Here is a 21,528-nt window from a genome sequence, read left to right as displayed (position 1 = left end):
GCGATCCCTCCTCGCCCCACCGGTGTCAGTCGCGTACGACTGCTAGGTTCCTGAGGATTCTAGCCGTGGGCTAGTACACCTCGTCGTCGTTGATCCATCTGGTGGTGAATGTGTAATCACCGATGAAGCGAACCGAGTACTCGAATCTGGCGTGCTCCTGCCACCACCCGGTGTACTCGTTCTTCCAGTAGACGTTGTTGTTGTAGTACTTCTTGTACTGGCGATACCTCTTTCGCGTCTGCCACGAGGAGCCTTCGATCGTGATGAAACCGGCGAAGGCCATGCTCGTGAATTCCTTGAGGATCGACCGGAATACCTTCGGCATCGAACTGTAGAAGGACGGTACCCAGTTCCCGTACGACCAGTAGCTCTGGACGTAGATCCACCCGGTGTTGGCGTGCCTCTCGCAATACCGTCCGTACCAGCCGTTGTCACACATGAGCTGGCGGCCGTCCAGGTCGTAGCCCATCACCGGATCAGCCGGGTACACGTACGCATTGGCGTTGCCGCCGTAGACGGGGTCCACTGACAGGAAGCGGCCGACGGCGGGGTTGTAGAGCCGGACTCCCATGAGGATGTCGCCGCTCGGGGTTTCGCTGGAGCGTTCCTGACCGCCGAGCCAGCCGTAGCGGGCAGTGGCAGTGCCGGACAGCGGGTTGCCGAACTCGTCGGCGGCCATCACGGTGACGGAGGCGTTGGGGTTGTTGGTGGGCAGGGTCATGGTGACGTCACCGTGCAGGTTGGTGAGTTGCAGGGCGATGTCACCGGTGGCGGAGGTGTAGGTCGCGCCGACACCGCCGCCGAGGTCCGCGACGTAGCGGGTGTAGGCGCCAGTGGTGGTGTTCTCCACGGTCCAGGACGGCGAGTCTCCGGAGCCGTCGTAGTGGTTGATCCGGGACGCGGTCTGGGCCCAGGTGCCCCCGGAGTTGGCCTCCGTGGTGTGGGCGCGGAACCGGCCGATGGGGTCGAGCTGCCAGGTGGTGCGGTTGTTGCCGGAGACCTGCTGGTAGACCAGGTTGTTGGTGTAGTAGGAGGTGGTGGTGCCACCCGGCTCGGCCGTGGTGCGGCCGAGTGCATCGTAGGCGTAGCCGGTGTCAACCAGCCGGTCGGCAGTGTCGTAGGTGTGGGTGACCGTGGTGCCACCGCTCGTGGGACAGGCCGGGGTCGAACCGTCGACCGCGGTCGCGCTGGTGGCGGTGGTCTGGCTGGTGCGGTTGGTGTTCCGGTCGAACCCGTAGGTCCGCACGGTGCAGGCCTTGGCCTGGCCCTGAATGACGGTCTCGCTGGTCGTGGTCAGGCGACCCCGCGCGTCGTATCCGTAGGCGTCGTTGATTCCCAGTCCACCGGAGGTCGACAGGGCGCGGGACACCTTCTGTCCGGTAGCCGAGTAGCCGGCCTGGTCGGAGACCAGGACACCGCCGGTGGAGTCGGTGTAGACGTGTGCAGTGCTCCGGCCGGTCTCGTCCACGCGCTCGGTCAGGGTGACCGAGCCGGGGAGGCTTTCGGTGGCCAGGCTCCCGTCGCCGTCGTACGTCGCGCTGAAGGTACCGGCGTTGGAGTCGGTCTTCGAGGTGGGCAGGCCGCGAGGGTCCTGGGCGGTGTCGTAGGTGTAGGTGGTGGTGGACGGCGCCGAGTCGGCCACTCGGGTGGGCCGGTTGAGGGCGTCGTACTGGACGCTCGCGGTGTTGCTGTCGGCGTCGGTGTAGGTCAGCAGACGGCCGAGTTGGTCGTAGGACTGGGTGACCGTCCTGCCGTCCGGGGTGGAGGCAGAGGCGAGCTGACCGGTGTTCTGGTCAAACGCCAGGGTCGTCGTCTGAACCGCCTGGCCGACGCCGTCGGAGATCGCCACCCGGGTCTTGCGTCCCGCGGTGTCGTAGCTGTTGGTGGTGGTACGGGCGACCCCGTTGGCGGCCTCGGCCGCCGTCGCCGGAGCGCCGTAGATGTTGTAGGTGGTTGTGGTGGTGGCCAGTTGGCCCGGGTTGGAGCCACCGCCGGTGATCGCCCCGGCCGGGGCGGTCTGGCAGACCAGGTCGGCCCACTCCGGGTGTCCGCCGCACGGGCCGGTGCCGGTGGCGGTGTAGTACGCAGTGGTGATCGTTCCTGCGTCGGTACCGGTCGAGGCGGGCTGCGAGGTGGAAACGACCTGACCGGCCGCGTTGTATGCGGTCACGGTCGTGATCGCCAGGCCGCCGGGGTCGACGACCGCCCGTACCGGGCTGCCCAGCGTCCAGTCGTAGGACGTCTGGGTCGTCCGCGTGTCGGCGTCGGAGGAGTAGCCGCTGACGGCTGCTCCGGTGACCGAGGTGGTCACCAGGTCGGAGGCCCTCGCCGAGCCGTCGGTCGGGCGGCCTTCGTCGTAGGTGTTGCGGGTGTGGGTGCGCGCCGAAACCACGGCGCCCGCGCTGAGTGCCGCGGAAGTACCCGATGCGGCGAGGGCACGCTCCAGGGTGGTCCTGTGCAGCGGCCCGAAGGTGTCCGTCCTGCGCAGACCGGCGGGGTCGAACACCTGCTGGGTCGACAGCAGCGTGGCACGCTGTGCGGTGCCCATCGAGGCGATGCCGAGCGTGTTGAGTTCGACGTTCGTGGCGTCTGCCAGGGCGAGTTCGCGGTTGGCCGCGGTCAGCTCCCGGACGGTGTTGCCGAAGGAGTCGTACTCGCTGGTGGTGATGTGCCCGCCGGGTTGGGCGGTGTTGACCTGACGCCCGGTCACGTCCAGGTAGGAAACGGTGGCGCGGGTGTACGAGGTCGAGGTGAGGTTGCCCGCTCCGGTGTTGGAGCCCGGTACCTGGTCGGCCGGGAAGACGGCGGTTGCGTCGGTGGGAGCATCCGTCTGCGCCCAGGCGGCGACATTCGAGGTGCCCATGCCGTAGGGGCCACCGGCCGCCGTGGTGAGCGGAACGCCGTAGACCACGGTGGTCGTGGCGGTGCCGTTGGTGGTCGAGGGCGAGCCCGGGGCGAGGGTCGGGTGGGAGACGTTCAGCAGGCGGCCCGCGTTGGTGTCACCGTCGGTACCCGCGGTGCCGTAGGCGAAGGTCCACGCCAGTTGGCCCGCTGATGTGAGGGTGCTGACCCGGCCGGCCGCGTCGTAGCCGTACGAGGTGACCACGTTCGGGGTGATCCGCGGGTCCCAGGCCGTGCGGAGCCGGCCTGTGGTGTCGTAGGTGTACTGCTCGACCACGGTCGCGGTTTCCGTGCCGGTGGCCGGGTCGGTCGCCCACAGGGTGACTTTGGTGGCCTGGCCTGCGTAGTCGCCGAACATCTCCGGGGTGGCGGTGGTGCTGTTGGCGTAGCCGAGCTCCAGGACACGGCAGCCGACGGCCGGGGTGGCCGGGGTGAGGCAGGAGGCGGTCAGGTCGGTGATCGCCGAGGTCGGCGCAGCCATCCTCACGAGCCGCACCGAGGCGGTGGCACCGACGGTCACGGTGTCGAACCGGTAGCGGGTGGTGTTCCCGGAACCAGCAGGGGTGGTGGAGGCCACCGTCCACACGCCCGCAGTGGCAGCGGACTTGGCGAACACGGTGACGGTGCCGTCGGTGTCGGTCAGGGTGTACTGGTCCGCCGTGCCGTCGTAGGACAGCGTGTACCCCTTCGCCCCCGGCTCCGGCGACCACGTGCCGTTCGCGTTCTTGGTGAACGCGGCTTCCGCACCGCTGGCGAGCACCAGCTGCACAGCGCTCGAGGTCACGGGCCGGATCTGGATGTAGTCCGCAGCGGCACGCTCGGATACACCGCCCAGGGACCACTGCGGACCGAACGGCGCGATCTCCCCGGCCGCAGCACCACCGGAGGGGTTCCGCGAGGAAGCGGTCCGCTCCACGGACAGTCCGAACCCGGAGGCGTCGACGGCCGACAGCCGGTAGTCGCCGGTGGACAGGTTGACCGTGCCGGGGCCGACCTGAGCGGTGGCCGCGCCGGAGGACTTGCGGTCCAGCGTGGCAGTGACCGCCGAGGAGTCGTACGGAGTGGTGGCGGTGGTGAACTCGCCACGGATCTGGACCGATCCGTCATCGGTCAGGGTCGAGGCTGCGTCCCACACCAGCGAGGGCGAGGCACCGTTGGTCATGGCCACCGGCCAGGCGCTCAGCGGGCTGCCGCCATTGGTCACGTGTCCGACCGGGATGTCGCTCCAGGCGTCCGAATCGGCGCGGCGGTACTGGAACTTCACCGCGCTCGACGTCGAGGGACCAGCCGCACCGAGGGTGACGCGGCGCGACGTACGGTCGCCGAGTCGGGGCGAGGTGACCGCACCGCCACCGGCGTTGAACGAGTAGGTGACCGGGTCGGACAGGCTGCCGGCCACGTTCCGCGTGAACACGGTCAGCGCGTGCGGGCCGTCCGTAGCCGGGGCAACCGGTACCGTCACCGCCGCACCCGTGGTGGCGACCGTGGCCTGCACACCCGAGTCGAGCTGCCACACCACGCCGGCCGTGTCCGTCGCACCGGACGGGGGCGTGATGGTGATATTGCCGCTCTGGCCCGCGCCAAGCGCCCAACCACCGGACGGGTAGTCGGTGGAGGTGACGGACGGCGTGCCGGGCTTGGCGGTGTTCACGGTGAAGACAAGCCCACCCTGAACGGTCTGGCGCGACCATATCGAGCCGTCGTAGCCCCACGGCCAGGCCGTGTACGTGTGCCCGTCGAGGAGCTTGCCCGCCGGGATCTGAGCGTTGGAGATACCTCCGGAGGCGGTCCAGGAGCCGTTGAGGTTGGCGATGACCTGGGTGTTGCCGCCGCCGGTGGTGTCGTAGACGTTCCACTGGGCCATCACATTGCCGCCGTCGGCGTCGGTGACGGTCGCCTGCAGCTGCGGGGTGGCGGTGTTGCTGTACAGCGTGGTCGTCGAGCCCGAGACCGAGCTGACGCCCGGTGCGACGGTCGGCGCGCTGGACATCGGGTAGGAGTTGTACGTGACCGACAGGTACGGGACGTTGCTGCCGTTGTTGGCGGAGTAGAAGCGCTTCCAGCTGTTGGAGTCGGTCTCGCTGGTCGCCCGCAGGCCGATGTTGGCGTAGTTGTAGCCGTGGTCACCGGCGTACTGGAGGAAGGTGCTGGGGTCGATGGAGACCCAGCCGGGGGCGATGGCGCCGCCGCAGGAAGCCGGGTAGCCCTTGGTCTGCGTCGTGGTCGCGTACTTCGTCGTCCAGGAGGGCTGGTTGGTCCACACCGTGGAGGTGGTGGCGGCGTTGGTCTGCCACAGCTCCCAGGAGTTCTGGACGCAGTTGGCGGACCAGTACTCGTACAGGTTGAGCGAGGAGGAGAGGACCTTGGTGTTGATCAGCTGCTGCACCGGGAACTGAAGGAACGAGCGCGCGACGTCGCCACCGGCGTTGTAGGTGCCGAGTTTGAGGTCGGTCGAGCTGTACTGCGGGGTGGTGTAGCTGATCTGCGCGAAGGTGTCGAGCACCGTGGACAGCGTCACCGAGGGGTCAACGGTGACCGGGTACTGGGTCTTCGCATCGGCGAGGAACTTCGCGTCCGGGGTGAGCGTGAGGTTCACCGTGTCGCCGGACTGGGTGACGTCCATCTTCACGGCGGCGCGGTGCGGGTGCTCCAGCGACTTTGCGTCGACGGTGGCGTCCCACATCACCGGCGCGGGGATGAACCCGGCGGCCTTGCCGTTCACGTCGGTGAACTCGACCGAGCCGTCCTTGGTCTGCTTGGCCATCAGGCCCTTGGCTGACACCGGGATGGTCACCTGGTAGCCCGCCACAGGACGCGACTTGAGGACGACGTTCTCCTCGAAGCCGGTCCGGGTGGCCTGTACCGTGACATCCGCACCCGGGGTGACGTCCCGGTAGGTGGCAAGGTCGCCGTGCAGGGACGGCTTCGGCAGGTTGCCCTGCCAGCCGATGGCGATTTGGTGCGCGCCCGCGCCCTCGGCGGCGAGGGTCGGGTTCTTGCCGCCACCGGCGAGCTTCAGGCCCTTGGTGTGCCCCTTCGGAGCCACCGAACCGTCCGGCGCTGCCTGCAGGGTGGTGTCCACGTCCACCCACTGCCCGTCCCGCTTGAACCGGAACGGGAGCGCGTATGAATCAGTGGTCAGCGTGCCGTCCGGGTTCGCCCAGGTCTTGGTCTGCTCGGTGCCCGCACCGAGCACCTCGACCTTGGCCTTGCGCAGCCGCGCCGTCGCGATCGCCGACGCCAGATCCGGCGCTGTGAGCGGCCCCGAGGGCGCCTTGGCGGCGGCCTTCTTCGAGGCGCCGGCCGAGCCGGCCGCCACGGCCTGCCCTGTGGAAGCAAGCGTGGCAGCGGCCTCTGCGGTCAGGATCAGGGCAACTGTTGCCGCGATCGGTACCAGCAGGCTGCGCTTGCCGCCTCTTTCGGGACTTGATGACACCCTGGGTGATGTGCGCCAGGGTGATGGCATTCTTCGATTCACCTGTGGTTCCTCCAGAACAGCCCGTCCGTGATTCGGAGGGCGTCGGGAGCCTATACAGGAGCCGCGTGACACGGTTTCGGGTGCTGACCTGCGAAAAGGTCTTCCGGTGCGATGGCAGGGCCGCCTCACAAACGCCAATTTCCGGGTAAGGCGCAGGTATTGGCTGTTTATTGATCTTACCAAGTTCTGACGATCCAACAGCTTTTCTGTTGGTCGGCCGAAACCTTGATCCGAACGTAATCGGATCGGTTTCCCGAAGTAGCAAAAGGACTGGGATGAGTGATCCCATGTCATGTGCTCAACCGATACATCGTGATTTGTCGGATTTAACGCTCTGGCGCCATCGACGGACCCTCGAATGGGTTCTTCCCGTGTGCTTCGGGTTGAGAATAATTCACTGCTCGAACACGGTGGGTTTACAAATTTCGCAACCCCGCTCGGTCGGTTCCGCAGGGTGTCCCCCTTGTCGGCTGGCCGGGGCACGGTGCACCAGCCCAGGTCGGGGCTGTGTTTTGCCAGGTCAGTGAGATTTTCTCGGCGAAATGATCTTCGCGAAGCCGGGTGAACCACTCGCTTCGGTGTGGACCGGACATCGTGGCCCTGGTGCCGGACAGACGTGAAGCCCCTGGGGAGACGCCGGCGTCGCGGGCCAGGCAGTGCATCCGCAGCCCGGTCCGACGCCCAAAGGGCAAGTCCGACCAGACACTTCACGTCGACAGCCGCATGTTCAACACCCTGCTGCGGCACGTACAGGCCCTCGGCGAGCGCACCGCAGCCGAGCTCAAGCAGCGATGGCGCACCCTGCCGCACGTCACGCTCAGCCCCACCGGATCGGCGACATCGCCCTCGCCGCCCTCGTCCTCAACGGAATCTGGGGTGATCACCGTTGAGAAAGCCTCAGTGGTCAGCGTTGTTGCAGGTAGTCGAGGTAGGTATCCAGGGTGGAAGGGCGGCGGGGAGCTCGGCGCATGACGTCGTGCCAGGTGCGGGCCCGGGCGTACTTGCGCACCGTGCGGCATCCGGCCGCCGGTGGCGCCGACGGCGGGTCGCTGGGTGTGCTCGACGATGTCGATCAGGTCTTCGAGGTCCCGGGGCCGGCGGACGAGGCGGTCCAGGTCGTAGAAGATGACGGCGTCGATGACTCCGCCGACGAGGTCGGCGAGGTCGGCGAGGAGGCGGCGGAACTGGGGGCGGACCACGACCCAGTCAATGGTGCCGTCGTCGCGGGTGATCTTCCGCTTCTTGAAGGCAGAGGTGTCGTTCTCCTTGTAGATCTTGGCGAACGGTCCCCAGCGCAGGTGGCGTCGGGTGTCCTCCGTGTCCTCCTGCTGCCGGTCGACTCCGGCTTCCAGTCCGAACCGGTCGGAGGACGTCCGCAGGTATGCGCCGGGCCGCTTCGGGCGGTAGGCGGACAGCTCGTCGTACAGGTTGAGGGTGACTCGGCCCCCGCGTGCATGGGCGGGGACCTCGAAGTCGTCCCAGATGGAAATGGTCATGGCGGGGGTCAGCTCCGGTCGTCGTGCCTTCCGACACCGGGCACGTTCCGTCCAACCCAGGGGTTTGGTCTGCCGCGAGTGGCTAGGATCCGCCGTCCCTGCATGGATACTTGCTGCATGCGCGTCGACTTCGATCCTCAGACCATGGGCCGCGATGCCTTCTACCGGCTGCTGACCGCTGTGGTCGTGCCCCGGCCGATCGCGTGGGTGTCCACGGTGTCGGCGGACGGCGTCGACAACCTGGCCCCGCACTCCTTCTTCACGATCTCGTGCGTCGAGCCGCCGATCGTGCAGTTCACCTCGGTGGGCCGGAAGGACTCGCTGCGCAATGTCGAGGCGACCGGCGAGTTCGTGGTGAACCTGGCGCCGGAGGCGTTGTTCGAGCAGATCAACGCCACGGCGACGGACTTCCCGGCGGAGCAGGGGGAGTTCGAGGCGGTCGGGATCGAGCCGGAGCCTTCGCTGGTCGTGAAGCCGCCCCGGGTGGCGGCCTCGCCGGTCGCGCTGGAGTGCCGGCTGCACAGCACCGTCTGCCTGGGCGACTCGACGATCGTGCTCGGCCGGGTCGTGCACGCGGTGGTGGACGAGGAGGCGCTGGTCGACGGGCACCCGGAGATCACCAGGCTGCGGCCGCTGTCCCGGCTCGGCAAGAACGAGTGGGGCACCACGGGCGAGCTCAGGGAGATCGCCCGGGTGCCGTACGCGAACTGGCGCGAGCGCTGACGAGGAAGGGCCTCTGGGGGAAGGGCGTCTGACGGACTAGCCGCAGTCGCAGCCGCAGCATTCGCACCCGTCACCGCAGCAGTCACAACCGTCGCAGCAGCAGTCGCAGCCGTCACAACAGTCGCCGCAGCTCTCGCAGTTGCGCTTGCACCAGCCCTCGCGCCGCTGCCTGTTCCACGGGTCGTCGTGGTCGCAGCAGAGCAGTTGGCACGTGCAGGCCATCAGCGACCAGACGGCGCAGCCCGCCAGCAGGTTGCGGCGCCGGGGCGGTGCCTCGCCGGGCGGCGCGCTGAACGCCCCGCCCTGCGGCACCCATGCTGCCGTCGGAGCCTGCTCGTCGGCGTGCGTTCCGGAGGCCGAGGTGCCGCAGCTCGGAGCGTGGCGGCCCGCGCGGCCGAAGACGCGGTCCACGGCCTGCTCGGTCTCGTGGGCGAGGAGCAGATGGACGAGCGCGCGGTCGGTGAGCTCGACCTCGCGGAGTGCGAGCCGGATGCCGTGGACGGCGTCGCGGCAGAGGCGTTCGGCCTCCGCGCGGTCCGTACCGGTGGCGGTGAGCGGGTTCCACGCGCCGGCGGCCGCATCCTCGGCCTGGTCCTCGGCGGCGTCCAGCAGGTGGGCGAGCCGTCCGAACAGCCGGCCGGCCTCGCTCAGCGCGTCGGCGTTGCCGGGGCGCCCGGCCAGGACGGCCGTGTGCGCGAAGGCGGCCGCCGTGGCGCTCTCGGTGGGCTCGGTCACCAGCAGCACCGAGCTGCCCGGTATCGCGCTGCGCTCGAGCTCGCCCTGCCGGGCGGCAGCGCTGAGCAGGACACCGGTGTCGAAGCCCACGACCGAGCCGCCGCCCGCGCTCTGCCGGTCCCACCGCCGGGCCACCGCCCGGGCGCTCGCCGCGACCGGGCGGCGCGCGAACACGCCGTCCCCGTCCAGGACGTGGTCCCGTACCTTCACCGAGGCGAGGGCCAGCGACACGGCCGCCGCCAGCCGGGCCCCCTCGCCGCGAGCCACCTCCGCGCTGCGCATGCCGCGCAGCGGGCACGGTCCGGCCTTGCGCCGACCTGATCCGCCAGACCCGCGCTGGTCCGCGCTCTGGGCCTCGACCAGCACCGAGATGATCAGGCCGTCGTAGTTGGTGGCCGTCCGGGCCAGCTGGCCATGGTCGTCGCGCAGCGCGAGGCAGAGCCCGCACAGGTGAGCCATCCACGCGGCCTTGAGCCGCTCGGACATGCGGTGCCCACAGGGCCTGATGATGCCGAACACGATCCCCCCTCGCGCCCCGGGCCGGTGCCGTCGGCCCGGGATGATCACGCGTCATCCTACGGCTGTGGCCGCCCCGTCAGGTATCCCCCGGGGAGGGCGGTGAAGAGCGGACCGTCCGGCCCGGCCACCGTCCACGGCTGGTAGGTGCTGTCCGGCGGCACGGAGAGGGTGCGGCCGCAGTCGAAGGCGAGCTCCAGCCCGCCGGCCAGGGTCGTCCCGGCCTCGGTCACGCGGGCGCCGATCAGCTCCAGCAGGCCGCCGGAGGGCTCCATGGTCAGCCCCGGGTAGAAGTGCTCGACCCCGGAGGCGGCGGTCAGGCGGAAGTCGCTCTCGACCGTCACCACGAGCCCCTCGGAGAGTTCGAGCGCGAGCTGGAGCCCGCCCTTGAGGGCCTCGACACGGCGGCCACCGAGCACGGAGGCGATCGAGCGGGCCATGGTTCCTCCCGGGTTCTTCGCGGGCCGAGCTGGTCCATTGTCGCTCGCTGACCTGCCCGTGTCAGTCAGAACGGTCCATCGGCGCGCCCGCCGGTGCCCGCGCGCACCCACCGCAGTCAGACCGGCACACCGCGCACCAGCTCCGCCGGTCCACCGCCGGCCGACCTCGTGGTACGGGCCGCCAGGCAGGAGCTCAGCCGGGCCCAGGAGAGGCCGGAGAGCAGCGAGCGCGCCTCCTCGGGCGCGCACATCCGCCACTCCACCAGCTCGGCCGGCGGCAGCCGGATCCCGTCCAGCTGAGCGGGCGTCACCTCGCCGCCGTCGAAGACGTAGACGAGCAGGGCCGGCCCCTCGGCAGCGGGCAGCCAGTCCAGCGCCAGCAGCCGTCCCGGCTCGCGCTCCCAGCCGAGCTCCTCGCGGACCTCCCGCCGCGCCGCCTGTCGGGGAAGCTCCCGGTCGGCCTCCACACTGCCGCCGGGCAGTATCCAGTGCGCGTCCTTCCCTCCGGGTCGTGGCCGTACGAGCAGGACCCGCCCGGCCGCGTCCGTGAACACCATCCGGGCCTTGGCCCGGATGCGCGGACGCCCCGCGATGTACGCGGCCCGGTCCTGCGGCGGGGGCTGGGCCGGTCGGCCGGAGCCGGTGAGCTCGAGGCCCTGGGCCCCGGTGTACGGCGGCGGGGGAGTGGGGGAGAGGTACGTCCGGGACCGGCCGACGGGGAAGCTGTCCTCCAGCTCCAGGGGCGCGGCGGCGCGAGGGGCCTTCAGACACGCCGTCACCCGCCGCGAGAGCTTGGGCGGTAGGGCGGAGGCAGCCTGGCGCGGTGTCAGGAAGCCCCAGCCGCCGATCTCGTCCGCCTGCGGCCGCAGCGCGGCGAGCTGCTCCGGGTGCAGCGGCGCGGCCCAGTACAGGTGTGCGGCGATCGGCGGGCGGAAGTGGTCGACGGACCAGTCGATACAGGCGAGTGGGCCGAGTTCCGGTGTGATGCCGAGTTCCTCGGTGATCTCACGGACGGCGGTCTGCCTGAGGGTCTCGTCCGTCGGCTCCCAGCCGCCGCCGGGGATCGCGATCGGGTGCTTGGCGTCGTACGGCAGCCGTACCACCAGCAGGCGTCCCTGCTCGTCCTGGAACAGCACACCGGCCGCCGCCAGCAGGCCCCGCCCCTCGCCACCGACGTCACTCAACCGCTGGTCCCCTTCCTCGGCCCTCCGGGGCCGTACGTCCTCGGAGTCGTGCCCCCTCCGGACAGGATGCAGGACACCGCACGGCGCATGCGCGGTTCCCGGCCACGGGACGGCGACTATGGCCCGGACGGGTCAAGGGCGCGTGGAACCTACAGGTTCACCCGGTCGGCGCTCCTGAGTGCCCGTCGGCCACAGAGGCAGCCACGGGTGCAACAGGCACCGTCAGGAGGTGCACCAGAACAGGAAACGCGTGCACGTCGGCGAGGGCGACGGCGCGGGCTTGCTCGGGTGGGCGGTGGACGGCTGGGGCTTGGGTGTGGCGGACGGGGCCTGGGAGGAGGCCGTCGGAGCTGCGGAGGACGGGCTGCCGCTCGGGCGCGCACCGGCGCTGGATCTGGCCGGTTTGGGCGAGCCGGAGGCGCTCCGGCCGGCCGCGGAGGCCGAGGGCACCGCCGTGGCGAGCTCGGTCCCGGGCTGCTGGTCCTCGGTCGGGGTGGGTACGGGAGTGCGCGCCTCGCCCGACTGCGGTGAGGCCAGCGACAGCACGCCGGCTCCGCCCACGGCCAGCATGGCGGCCGTGAGGGCGAGCGTGCGCCGCCGCTTCCTGGGCTTGCGTCTGCTCCGCCGGGTCTGGGCAGCTCGCGGCAGGGGTTCGGCGTCCGGCAGACGTACCGCGGCGGAGGCCGGGGCACCACAGCCAGGACATGACAGCGCACCGTTGAGGTGGCGCTGGCAAGGTGCGCAGTAGTCCATGGAATCTTCCCGTGCTTCCGTCTCGCGCGCAGGGCACGACCTGCAACACGACAGTAGGCACGGCACCCTTACTACCGACAGGTGTCAAGTGTGAGGCTTTGGGAGAGATCCCATGGTCCTGCCAACAACCTTGCCTGGCAGCCGAGTTGGCAGGACCGACCTTATTGACGTGCTCATGTGCCACCTCTGACACTTGCTCCCAGCTGACACCGGGTGCGCCGACCGGACGCGCCCGTGACCGCATCTCAGGCCCCCCAGGGAGACCCCCATGAGGAACCGCCGAACCAGCCGCCGCGCCGCCCTGCTGGCCGCCGCCGCGACGCTGCTCACCGGCACCGCCCTCGCCCTGCCCCAGACCGCCACCGCCCGCCCGGCCCCCACCGGCGAGCAGGCCGCCGCCATCGCGGCCGGCCTTCAGCAGCAGCTTGGCGCCGATCGCAGCGCCGGCTCCTATCTGGACGGCTCCGGCCGATTGGTGGTCACCGTCACCGATTCGGCCGCCGCCGATCAGGTACGAGCCACCGGCGCGGTGGCCCAGCTGGTCGCCCGCAGCAGCACCCAGCTCGCCGCAGCCACCGCGGAGCTCGACCGCACGGCCTCCGTGCCCGGTACCGCCTGGTCGGTCGACCCGGTCACCAACCAGGTCGTGGTCTCCGCCGACTCCACCGTCAACGGCGCCAGGCTGAACCAGGTGCGCAGCGCCGCCCAGGCGCTCGGTGCGGCCGTCCGGGTGGAGCAGGTCGCCGGCACCTTCAGCACCAAGCTGGCCGGCGGCGACGCCATCTACGGCGGGGGCTACCGCTGCTCGCTCGGCTTCAACGTGCGCAGCGGCAGCACCTACTACTTCCTGACGGCCGGCCACTGCGGCAACGTCGCCTCGACCTGGTACTCCAACAGCAGCCAGAGCACCAAGCTCGGCACCACCTCCAACTCCAGGTTCCCGAGCGACGACTTCGCCATCGTCAAGTACACCAACGGCAGCGTCCCGCCGTCCTCCGTCGACCTCTACAACGGCACCACCCGCCGGATCACCAGCGCCGGCACCCCCTCCGTCGGACAGAGCGTCAGCCGCAGCGGCAGCACCACCCACGTGCACAGCGGCACGGTGACCGCCCTCAACGCCACCGTCAACTACGCCGAGGGCACCGTCCGTGGCCTGATCAAGACCACCGTCTGCGCCGAGGGCGGTGACAGCGGCGGCTCGCTGTTCTCCGGCAGCACCGCGCTCGGCCTCACCTCGGGCGGAAGCGGCAACTGCTCCAGCGGAGGAACCACGTACTTCCAGCCCGTGGTCGAGGCGCTCAGCGCGTACGGGGTCAGCGTGTACTGACCCGTCTGACCCGTCGGACCGATCCGACCCGTCCGACCCGTTGTCCTGACGTCCCGCCGGGCGGCCGCGCGTGATCCGACACGCGCGGCCGCCCGGCGGACCGCCTCCCGGCCGTGGCCGAGCCGGATCATGCCCGGGTGAGCGAGACGAGAGCCGGCGAGGCGAGCGCACTGCCGTACGTGCTGATGGCGCTCACCGTCGGCAGCGGGTTCCTCGACGCGGTGAGCTTCCTGGGCCTCACCGGGTGTGAGGCGGTTCGGGCAGCCAGTCGTGGGCCGGGTTGTACTCCAGCCATCGGCTCTGCGCTGCTTCCGCGGCGCAGGCGGCGGTGAGGCTGGTCAGTCCCGGGTGCCGGTTGCCGGTGCGCCACAACAGCGACCAGGCGTACAGCGGTGTGGGACTGACCAGCGGGACGGAGCGCAGCCCGGGGATCTCCGGCCGGGGCACGTCCGCGGGCAGTAGCGAGAAGCGTTGCGGGTCGCCGGCCACCTCGGCGAGGAAGTGGGCGAGCCCCAGGTTGACGCTCGAGGCCCTGTTCCGGATGTCGAATCGGTCGGCGAACTGGTGGAGGAAGTCGAGCCGGTCCAGCGCACCTGGTGCCCACAGCACGCCGCCACGCAGCTGGTCCGGTCGCAGCGCCGGTTCGGCTGCGAGCGGATGGTCCGCGCTCAGTACGGCGTCCACCGGTTCGAGGCGGACGAGCCGGTGTGCCAGCCCTGCGTGCAGCGGAGGGTGGACCCGGCCGAAGGCCGCGTCGATGTCGCCGTGAAGCAGCGCCGCCGCCACCGACGGCAGGTCGCGCCCGTGCCCCAGCACCAACTCCCCGGCCCGTCCGGCGACCTGGGCCAGCGTCCGCATCGGCGCGTAGAGGTGCCCCCAGACGTCCACGCGCAGCGGACGGTCCTTCCCGACCGCCGCTGCGACGGCGGCGTCGGCGGCGGCCAGGGTCTGCCGGGCCGGTTGGAGAAAGCGCTGTCCGGCCGCGGTGAGGCCCACCCCGTTGCCGCCGCGCTGGAACAGGTCGGTGCCGAGCAGGGATTCCAGCCGCGCGATCCTCTTGGACAGCGCCTGCTGGGAGATACCGAGCGTCCCGGCCGCCCGGCCGAAGTGCATTTCCTCGGCGGCGCGCACGAAGGCACGTACCTGCGCCATGTCGAGATCCATGGCTCCCACCATAGGTGACAACCGAAAGTTGTCTGCTGTGCTTGTTCGTTGTTGGATCGCGGGGCGGGTGCGGGGGTTGCATCGTGCTCATGCAGAGACTGATTCCCACGGGGGAAGCGGCGCGCCCGGTCGCGTTCGCCGAGGTTGCCCAGCCAGTGCCGGAGCCCGGTGAGGCCTTGATCAAGGTCGAGGCGTTCGCGCCGAACCGGGGCGATACGTTCCTCCTCGACCATCCCCGGCCAGGGCTGCTGCCCGGCAAGGACATCGCAGGCCTGGTCGTGCAGGCCGCAGCCGACGGCTCGGGCCCCGGCATCGGCACCCGAGTGGTCGGCCATCCGGCGCAGGGCGGGTGGGCCGAGTACGCCGCCGTGCCCACGCACTCTCTCGCGGTGCTCCCGGACAGCCTCGACAGCGTACGGGCGGCGGCCCTGCCCCTGGCCGGGATCACCGCCTTGCGGCTGCTGCGCACGGCCGGTTCCCTGGCCGGCCGACGGGTGCTGCTGACCGGCGCCTCGGGCGGCGTCGGCCACTTCGTCACCGAGCTGGCCGTGGGGGCCGGGGCCGAGCTGACCGCGGTGACGGCCACGCCGCTGCGTGGCGAGCGCCTCGAAGAGCTGGGCGCGCAGGTGGTGCACGACGTGGCGGCGGCTCAGGGACCGTTCGACATCGTGCTGGAGTCCACGGGCGGGCCGGATCTGCCGATCGCCCTCTCCAAGGTGCGCCCGGGCGGCCTGCTCGTCTGGTTCGGGCAGGCGAGCCGCAGGCCGGTGACCCTCGACTTCTTCGAGCTCCTCAACGGGCCCGAGCGTGTCACGATCCAGCACTTCCACTACGCCGGCGGCCCCTACGGCTCCGATCTCGCGGCCTTGGTGCACCTGGTCGAACGGGGCCGGCTGCACCCGGAGATCGGCCGGATCGCCGACTGGACGGAGACCGCCGACACCCTGGTCGACCTGCGCGAGCGCCGGATACGCGGCAAGGCCGTCCTGCTGACGGGAGGAGCACGATGAGCGCCACCGAGTTCGCCGCCGCCCAGTGGACACGTGCCACCGGCGCGGGCGTCGACCCCCACGAGTACCGGCGCGTCACCGACGGCCTCACCTCCGTCGCCGACTGGGGACCGTCCTTCCTGCGCACCGGATTCGCCCACCTCCAGCGCGCGGAGAAGGCGGGATCGTCCGTCTCCGCGGGTGAACAGCTGCTGATGGCGGCCCGGTGGTTTCACCTGGCCACGCTGGCGCCGTATGCGGAGGCCGGTCGTGCCGCCGCCGAGGCGGACCACGCCTTGAGCAGGGCGCTCATGGTGCTGGAGCCCGGCGCCCGGCGCGTGAGCGGCGAGGGATTCACGGGCTGGCTGCGCGGCCCCTCCGACGCGCCCGGCACCGTGGTCGTCCTCCCCGGCCTGGACTCGGCCAAGGAAGAGTTTCTCGATCTGGTGTCCGCGCTGCTGGCCAGAGGGCTGGCCGTGTTCGCGATGGACGGCCCGGGGCAGGGCGTGCTCGCGGCCACGACGACCCTCAGGCCGGACTACGAGCAGGTCGTGGGCCGGGTCATCGACGCCCTCGGCGTCGCACGCATCGGACTCGTCGGCCTGAGTCCGGGCGGCTACTTCGCGGCCCGGACCGCGGCGCTGGAGCCGCGCGTGGCGGCGGTCGGGACCGTCAGCGGCCCCTTCCGCCTCGACTGGGAGGACCTGCCCCCACCGGTGAGGGACATCATGGCCCGACGCACCGGCGGACCCGACGCGGCCCGCGCGTTCGCCCGCCAGGTGGACCTTGCCTCCCTGGCACCCCGCATCGCGGCCCCGCTGCTGGTCGTGGACGGAGGCCGGGACGTCATCGCCGGAGTGACGAACGGCAAGCCCCTGGCCCGTCTGGCACCGCACGGCACTCACCTGTCCGTCCCGCACGGCGACCACCTCCTCGGCAACGCGCGGTCCGACTGGCTGCCCCACCTCAGCGACCACATCAGGAACGCCTTGACGGGAGCACAGGCATGAACCGCTTCGGCTGAGTGACACAGGCTCAGTGGCACAGGCTGAGTGGCACAAGCCGCTCCGAAGTGACCGCCGGCGTCGGGCATGCGCGCGGGCCGGCCCCCGCGAAGGGGAGCCGGCCGCGCGCATCAGGGCTACGCCGGGGCGCTTGCGTCCTCATGGAGCTGTGCGTACGGCGCGAGCTTCCTGATCGACTCGATGCTCTTCAGGCACTGTTCCTTCGACTCATGGGCGTCGCCGGTGACGACGACCGAGCCGTTGCTCGCCTTGAGCCGGAACCGGTGCATGCCCGATTCGTCGGTGTAGAGCTCGAATTTTCCTGGCATGGGAGTGTTCACCTCTCGTAGGTCGGCTCCCCCCAGGCGCAACCTAGGCCGAGCGCTGCTCGCGCGCATCCCGGGGCGTTCCGACCGGGTGTAGCGGATGCAGCGAGTGGCGCCGGCAGGTGACTGACGTCCGGTCAGCCGCCGACCACGGGGTAGTGGTCCGACAGGTCGTTGTAGGTGTAGCTGGTGCCCCAGCTGCTGACCGTCCACGGGGCGCTGTGGAAGCGCACGACCTGGTTGGTGTACGTGGCGGGCCGGGCGTGGTCGGCGCGGTAGAGGACGTAGTCGAGGTCCTCCTTCGGCTCGCCGGGGTAGCGGTACGCGGCGATCGAGTTGTCGACGGTGTCGAAGGAGTTCGCCCAGCCGGTGCGCGCGGTGGCCGGGACCACGTTCGCGTTGGACAGCAGGGACGGGTACTCGGAGTCGTGCGAGTTGATGTTGAGGTCGCCCGCGAGCAGCACCGGCTCGCTCGCCGGGATCTGCTTGGCGTCGATGAACGAGCGCATCGCGGCGAGCTGCGCCGCCCGTACCGTGGCCGGCTGGCCGCTGCTGCAGCCGCTGTCGGTGGACTGCAGGTGGGTGCCGACCACGTGGGTGCGCACGCCGTTCACGTTCAGCACCGCGTAGACGAAGCCCTTGTTGGACCACCAGTCCGCGCCGCAGGCGTCCTTGAAGATGTACTGCTCCTTCCGGAGGATCGGCCACTTGCTGAGCAGCGTCACCCCGCCGTCCTCGGGCGTGGTGGAGCTGTAGCTGCCGCTGGTGGCGTCCCACCCGCTGGTCGACCGGCCGACCACGGGGGTGTGGTACGGGTACGCGGCCGAGGCCTGGGAGATCAGGCTGTCCGAGGCCGCGTTGTCGAAGGCCTCCTGGAGCACCACCACGTCGTGGCCCTGGAAGACGTCCGCGGCGGCGATCGCCTTGGCCCGGTAGGCCTGGCCCCAGTTGGGGTACAGGTTGGTGCTCATCAGGAACGTGTTGTAGGTGAGCACGTTCAGCGGCTGGACCGTGACGGGGGCGCTCTCGGCGTGGGCGGCCGGCGCGGTGGCCAGCGGGCCGAGGAGGGCCGCGGCCGTACAGGCGACGGCGGCCAGGCGCGGGGTGCGACGGAGGACGGTCTTGGGCATCGAGGCTCCGCGAGAGGGTGTCGAGGACTCGTCAAGCGACGAGCTGTTGTGTAGTCAACTCGGGCTTCTTCACGCCTTTCAAGACGTTGGGCGATCATCAGATGAACTCGTCCGAAACTAGACCTACCGTCCAGTAGCGGAGCCGAAGCCCTCGACGACGAGCCGGTCGGCCCATCGGCGCAGCAGTTCGTCCACGGGCGGATGCCTCAGTCCGGCGGCCGCGGCCAACCGGTCCGCGGAAGAGGTGTCGTACCGGTCCTCGGAGAGGAAGGAGAGCGTCTCCGGTTCGACGCCGGTCAGCGCACGTGGCAGCCGCCGGACCAGGCCCACGGGCAGGATCAGCCGGGGCGCCCGCACCTTGAGGTGTTGCGCGAGGAGGGCGATCAGCATGGGCAGCTCCGGCGTGGCCGGGTCGAGCACCACGTGGTGCCGGACGGCGCCCTCGTCGTGGACGGGCGCGGCGGCGAGCAGCCGGGCGAGGTGGTCGATCGCCACCACCGGGACGAAGGTGCGGCGGCTGCCCGCCAGCGCGGGGAGCCGGCCGCTCCACAGCTGCTCGACCATGGGCGCCAGGCCGATGTACTGCCCGGCCTCGCCGGTGACGGAGTGTCCGATGACCGTGCTCGGGCTGACCACCGTCAGTGGGACGCCGAGCTCGGGTGCGAGCACTCGGACGACCGTGTCGCCCTCGACCTTCGAGGCCTCGTAGGCGCCGAGCGTGCGGTAGAGCCGGTCGGCCCGCTCGGGCGGCAGGGGAGCCTCGTGTCCTCCGACGCGGTAGCCCGAGAGGTGGACCAGCCTGCGCAGCCCCGGCCGGGTGGCGGCCCAGCGGACGGCGTTCGCGGCGCCGTCCACGTTGGCCGCCCGGGCCTCCTCGCGGCTCAGTCCGAAGCGGTACAGCGCGGCGAGGTTGAAGACGTCGCGGACCGCGCCCAGGCGTTCCTCGTCCTCCGGTGCCAGCCCGAGCCCCGGGCGGGCGATGTCGACGGCGACCGTGGTCAGGGCGCCGTCCTCGGCGCCGTGGTCGCGCAGCCAGCCGCGCAGTTCGCCGTCGCGCTCGGCGCCGCCGCGTACGCCTGCCGCCACCGGGTGGCCCTGGGTGAGGAGTTCGAGCACGAGCCAGCGGCCGATGAAGCCGGTGGCGCCGAGGACGAGGCTGGTCGGCTTGGGCATGATGAGCTCCTTTGTAACTGGATCGGTCTACATATTTTTGACACCTGAAACGATGTCGCCTGAAGGCTCGTCAGGCGAGCAGCAGCTCCGCCGCCCTGGCCGCCCGGTCGAGCGGGGTACGGCTGCGCTGCACCCGCGCCAGCAGCAGCGCCCCTTCGAGCAGGGCGAGGACGGTACCGGCCGAGGCGTCGGCCCCGGCCGGATCGCGGCCTTCCCGGACGAGCAGCTCGGCCAGCGCCCGCTGCCAGTCGGCGTAGGCGTCGGCGCAGAGGCGGCGCAGCGGCTCGTTGCTCGCGGAGACCTCCAGGGCCACCGTCGCCAGCGGGCAGCCCTTGGTGTAGCCGGACTGCTCCATGCGGTCCCCGAGGGTGTCCAGCAGGTCGCGGACCATGCCGGCCGGGCTGCCGCTCAGCGAGCCGATCAGCTCGCCCACCTCCCGGCCGGCCTCGGCCAGGGCCTGGCCCACCAGTTGGTCCTTGCCGGCCGGGAAGTGGAAGTACAGCGAGCCGCGCGGTGCCCCGCTCTCGGCCAGCACCTGGTTCAGGCCGGTACCGGAGTACCCCTGAGCCTCCATCAGGGCCCGGGTCGCCCGGACCAGCCGGGCCCGCGTCTCCTCGCCCTTGGCTCCCATGGGAGAGACAGTAGACCGATCGACATATTCCTGTCCAGGCGGTAACGAGGCCCGCTTCAGGCCGTTACGAGACCGGTTTTCAGGCCGTTACGAGACCCCGCGCGACGCCCAGAAGTCGGCTCGCGCCAGCACGGTGGTGTCGGAGTTGTCGGTGAAGAACCCGTCCACGCCCTGCTCGTACAGGAACCGCGCCCAGCCGATCGCGTCCCCGTACGCCGCCGGGTCGGTGCCGTGCCGGAAGTCGGCGGGCAGGAAGCCGTTCTCGTTGCGGACGGTGTACGGGTGCAGCACCAGGCCGCTCGCGTGGGCGTCGGGCACCAGGCTGGTCACCGGCTGCAGCTTGCCGGTGGCCGGGTCGGTCGGGGCGATCAGCTGGGTGGTCGGCCCGATGCCGTGGGCGTACCCCGCGATCCACCGCAGCCCGGCGGGCGTGACCAGGTCGGCGACCGTGCGGGTGTCCCCGGCGAGGACGAAGTCGTACGGGCGGGTCGTCCGGTCACCGAGCAGCTGGATGCGCGGATTCTCGACCAGGGCGGCGAGGCGCTGCAGGCTGCTCGGCTCGAAGGACTGCAGGATCGCCCGCCCCCGTCGGCCGGCCAGCCCGGCCCGGCGCAGCTCGGCGGCCAGCCGCTCCTCCAGCGGCAGTCCGATCGAGCGGAAGTAACTCGGGTGCTTGGTCTCGACGTACAGCCACACCTCGCGCCCGAGCGTGCGCGAGCGGCGCTCGGCGAACTCCGTGACCTCGCGGAAGGTCGGGATCGGCCAGCGGCCGTCGTAGAGGGTGTTGCGCTGGCGCTGCTGCGGCAGCCGCTCCTTCGCGCGCAGGGTGCGCAGCTCGGCGAGCGTGAAGTCCTCGGTGAACCAGCCGGTGAGCTGCTGGCCGTCCACGGTCTTCGTGGTCCTGCGGTCGGCGAACTCCGGGTGGTTCGCCACATCCGTGGTCTCGGCGATGTTGTTCTCGTGCCGGACGACCAGCTGTCCGTCCTTGGTGGGCACCAGGTCCTGCTCGATCACGTCGGCGCCCAGCTCCAGCGCCAGCTCGTACGAGCCCAGGGTGTGCTCGGGGCGGTAGCCGCTGGCACCGCGGTGGCCGATCACCAGCGGGTGCGGCAGCCGGTCGAGACCCGTCCCCGTCCGTACCGGCGGACGCGTTCCCGTGCTCTCGGCGGGCGCGTCGGCGAACGCCTCCGGCACCGCCGCGGTGCTCAGGGCGGCGGCGCCGAGGCCGACCGCTCCACTCGTACGCAGGAACCAGCGGCGCGAGTTCTCCGTCATGGGCTCTCCCGGCTCGTGGGTGTGTGTGCATGCCATCCGCACCCTAGGAGCGTAGGAAGCCGTGACGGTGTCCTGCTGCCGAACCCTGCGGAAAGCTCCGGGTAACCGGCGGCCCCCTCAGGAGCTTTGAGCCGCCGTCGGACGCCGGGCCCCGGCCCGCCTGACCACCACGACGACCAAGGTGACCAGCCCGAGGAGGACGGCGCACCGGGCCTGACCCCTCCGCCTCTACGGCCCGTGAGACCGGCGAGTTTCAATGAGCCTTTTCAGAGTTGAAGCC

The 21,528-nt window shown here is 70.8% G+C and carries 16 protein-coding genes; 4 read left to right on the top strand and 12 right to left on the bottom strand.

Going from position 1 to position 21,528, the window contains the following annotated elements:
* Window positions 1-70 precede the first annotated feature (70 nt).
* The gene (locus FB465_RS35590) at window positions 71-6,220 is read right to left on the bottom strand and encodes a DNRLRE domain-containing protein (protein WP_170290485.1); all 6,150 of its coding nucleotides are present in this window, start codon (window positions 6,218-6,220) and stop codon (window positions 71-73) included.
* A gap of 866 nt (window positions 6,221-7,086) precedes the next feature.
* Complete coding sequence (locus FB465_RS36230; protein WP_211785711.1) at window positions 7,087-7,875, bottom strand: recombinase family protein; 789 nt, start codon at window positions 7,873-7,875, stop codon at window positions 7,087-7,089.
* Between the two features lie 117 nt (window positions 7,876-7,992).
* Between FB465_RS36230 and FB465_RS03280 the strand changes: the two genes are divergently transcribed.
* A complete protein-coding gene (locus tag FB465_RS03280) occupies window positions 7,993-8,598 on the top strand; it encodes a flavin reductase family protein (RefSeq protein ID WP_145787443.1) in 606 nt (201 codons plus the stop codon).
* 36 nt (window positions 8,599-8,634) lie between these two features.
* Here the strand turns inward: FB465_RS03280 and FB465_RS03275 are convergent, their stop codons facing one another.
* The 4 genes from FB465_RS03275 to FB465_RS03260 form a co-directional block, all read right to left on the bottom strand.
* On the bottom strand, window positions 8,635-9,852 hold the full coding sequence (locus FB465_RS03275; protein ID WP_145787442.1) for a DUF5685 family protein: 1,218 nt from the start codon (window positions 9,850-9,852) through the stop codon (window positions 8,635-8,637).
* Between the two features lie 56 nt (window positions 9,853-9,908).
* Window positions 9,909-10,289, bottom strand: coding sequence for a DUF6188 family protein (locus FB465_RS03270; RefSeq protein ID WP_145787440.1), 381 nt, complete (start codon window positions 10,287-10,289; stop codon window positions 9,909-9,911).
* Between the two features lie 116 nt (window positions 10,290-10,405).
* Window positions 10,406-11,473, bottom strand: coding sequence for an NUDIX hydrolase (locus tag FB465_RS03265; RefSeq protein WP_145787438.1), 1,068 nt, complete (start codon window positions 11,471-11,473; stop codon window positions 10,406-10,408).
* A 222-nt stretch (window positions 11,474-11,695) separates the two neighbouring features.
* Entirely contained in the window at window positions 11,696-12,226 is a 531-nt protein-coding gene (locus FB465_RS03260) for a hypothetical protein (protein WP_145787436.1), read from the bottom strand.
* A 268-nt stretch (window positions 12,227-12,494) separates the two neighbouring features.
* Here FB465_RS03260 and FB465_RS03255 point away from each other — a divergent pair, with 268 nt between their 5' ends.
* A complete protein-coding gene (locus tag FB465_RS03255; protein WP_145787434.1) occupies window positions 12,495-13,556 on the top strand; it encodes a S1 family peptidase in 1,062 nt (353 codons plus the stop codon).
* 237 nt (window positions 13,557-13,793) lie between these two features.
* Here the strand turns inward: FB465_RS03255 and FB465_RS03250 are convergent, their stop codons facing one another.
* Entirely contained in the window at window positions 13,794-14,720 is a 927-nt protein-coding gene (locus tag FB465_RS03250; protein ID WP_145787432.1) for a LysR family transcriptional regulator, read from the bottom strand.
* An 89-nt stretch (window positions 14,721-14,809) separates the two neighbouring features.
* Here FB465_RS03250 and FB465_RS03245 point away from each other — a divergent pair, with 89 nt between their 5' ends.
* Window positions 14,810-15,730 (top strand): zinc-binding dehydrogenase, encoded by a 921-nt coding sequence (locus FB465_RS03245; protein WP_145787430.1) that lies wholly within the window; start codon window positions 14,810-14,812, stop codon window positions 15,728-15,730.
* Complete coding sequence (locus FB465_RS03240) at window positions 15,727-16,719, top strand: alpha/beta hydrolase family protein (RefSeq protein ID WP_145787429.1); 993 nt, start codon at window positions 15,727-15,729, stop codon at window positions 16,717-16,719. Before FB465_RS03245 ends, FB465_RS03240 begins: the two co-directional genes overlap by 4 nt.
* A gap of 131 nt (window positions 16,720-16,850) precedes the next feature.
* Here the strand turns inward: FB465_RS03240 and FB465_RS03235 are convergent, their stop codons facing one another.
* The 5 genes from FB465_RS03235 to FB465_RS03215 form a co-directional block, all read right to left on the bottom strand.
* The gene (locus FB465_RS03235; RefSeq protein ID WP_145787427.1) at window positions 16,851-17,042 is read right to left on the bottom strand and encodes a YegP family protein; all 192 of its coding nucleotides are present in this window, start codon (window positions 17,040-17,042) and stop codon (window positions 16,851-16,853) included.
* A 134-nt stretch (window positions 17,043-17,176) separates the two neighbouring features.
* Entirely contained in the window at window positions 17,177-18,169 is a 993-nt protein-coding gene (sph, locus tag FB465_RS03230) for a sphingomyelin phosphodiesterase (protein ID WP_145787425.1), read from the bottom strand.
* Window positions 18,170-18,292: 123 nt separating this feature from the next.
* A complete protein-coding gene (locus tag FB465_RS03225; RefSeq protein ID WP_145787423.1) occupies window positions 18,293-19,342 on the bottom strand; it encodes an SDR family oxidoreductase in 1,050 nt (349 codons plus the stop codon).
* A 70-nt stretch (window positions 19,343-19,412) separates the two neighbouring features.
* On the bottom strand, window positions 19,413-19,973 hold the full coding sequence (locus FB465_RS03220) for a TetR/AcrR family transcriptional regulator (RefSeq protein WP_145787421.1): 561 nt from the start codon (window positions 19,971-19,973) through the stop codon (window positions 19,413-19,415).
* 87 nt (window positions 19,974-20,060) lie between these two features.
* Window positions 20,061-21,248, bottom strand: a complete 1,188-nt coding sequence (locus FB465_RS03215) for a glycerophosphodiester phosphodiesterase (protein WP_145787419.1) — start codon at window positions 21,246-21,248, stop codon at window positions 20,061-20,063.
* Between the last annotated feature and the right edge of the window lie 280 nt (window positions 21,249-21,528).

This window comes from Kitasatospora atroaurantiaca (assembly GCF_007828955.1).
Taxonomy (GTDB): domain Bacteria; phylum Actinomycetota; class Actinomycetes; order Streptomycetales; family Streptomycetaceae; genus Kitasatospora; species Kitasatospora atroaurantiaca.
Note: the sequence above shows the minus strand (reverse complement) of the source record. Positions and strands in the feature narration are given on the sequence as shown.

What these genes read in the sequence shown, in the direction of transcription:
- FB465_RS03270 (WP_145787440.1), bottom strand. Translation starts at nt 10,289, where the DNA reads ATGGCCCGCTCGATCGCCTCCGTGCTCGGTGGCCGCCGTGTCGAGGCC.
- FB465_RS03280 (WP_145787443.1), top strand. Translation starts at nt 7,993, where the DNA reads ATGCGCGTCGACTTCGATCCTCAGACCATGGGCCGCGATGCCTTCTAC.
- FB465_RS03220 (WP_145787421.1), bottom strand. Translation starts at nt 19,973, where the DNA reads ATGGGAGCCAAGGGCGAGGAGACGCGGGCCCGGCTGGTCCGGGCGACC.
- FB465_RS03250 (WP_145787432.1), bottom strand. Translation starts at nt 14,720, where the DNA reads ATGGATCTCGACATGGCGCAGGTACGTGCCTTCGTGCGCGCCGCCGAG.
- FB465_RS03235 (WP_145787427.1), bottom strand. Translation starts at nt 17,042, where the DNA reads ATGCCAGGAAAATTCGAGCTCTACACCGACGAATCGGGCATGCACCGG.
- FB465_RS36230 (WP_211785711.1), bottom strand. Translation starts at nt 7,875, where the DNA reads ATGACCATTTCCATCTGGGACGACTTCGAGGTCCCCGCCCATGCACGC.
- FB465_RS03255 (WP_145787434.1), top strand. Translation starts at nt 12,495, where the DNA reads ATGAGGAACCGCCGAACCAGCCGCCGCGCCGCCCTGCTGGCCGCCGCC.
- FB465_RS03225 (WP_145787423.1), bottom strand. Translation starts at nt 19,342, where the DNA reads ATGCCCAAGCCGACCAGCCTCGTCCTCGGCGCCACCGGCTTCATCGGC.
- FB465_RS03245 (WP_145787430.1), top strand. Translation starts at nt 14,810, where the DNA reads ATGCAGAGACTGATTCCCACGGGGGAAGCGGCGCGCCCGGTCGCGTTC.
- FB465_RS03240 (WP_145787429.1), top strand. Translation starts at nt 15,727, where the DNA reads ATGAGCGCCACCGAGTTCGCCGCCGCCCAGTGGACACGTGCCACCGGC.
- FB465_RS03260 (WP_145787436.1), bottom strand. Translation starts at nt 12,226, where the DNA reads ATGGACTACTGCGCACCTTGCCAGCGCCACCTCAACGGTGCGCTGTCA.
- sph (WP_145787425.1), bottom strand. Translation starts at nt 18,169, where the DNA reads ATGCCCAAGACCGTCCTCCGTCGCACCCCGCGCCTGGCCGCCGTCGCC.
- FB465_RS03215 (WP_145787419.1), bottom strand. Translation starts at nt 21,248, where the DNA reads ATGACGGAGAACTCGCGCCGCTGGTTCCTGCGTACGAGTGGAGCGGTC.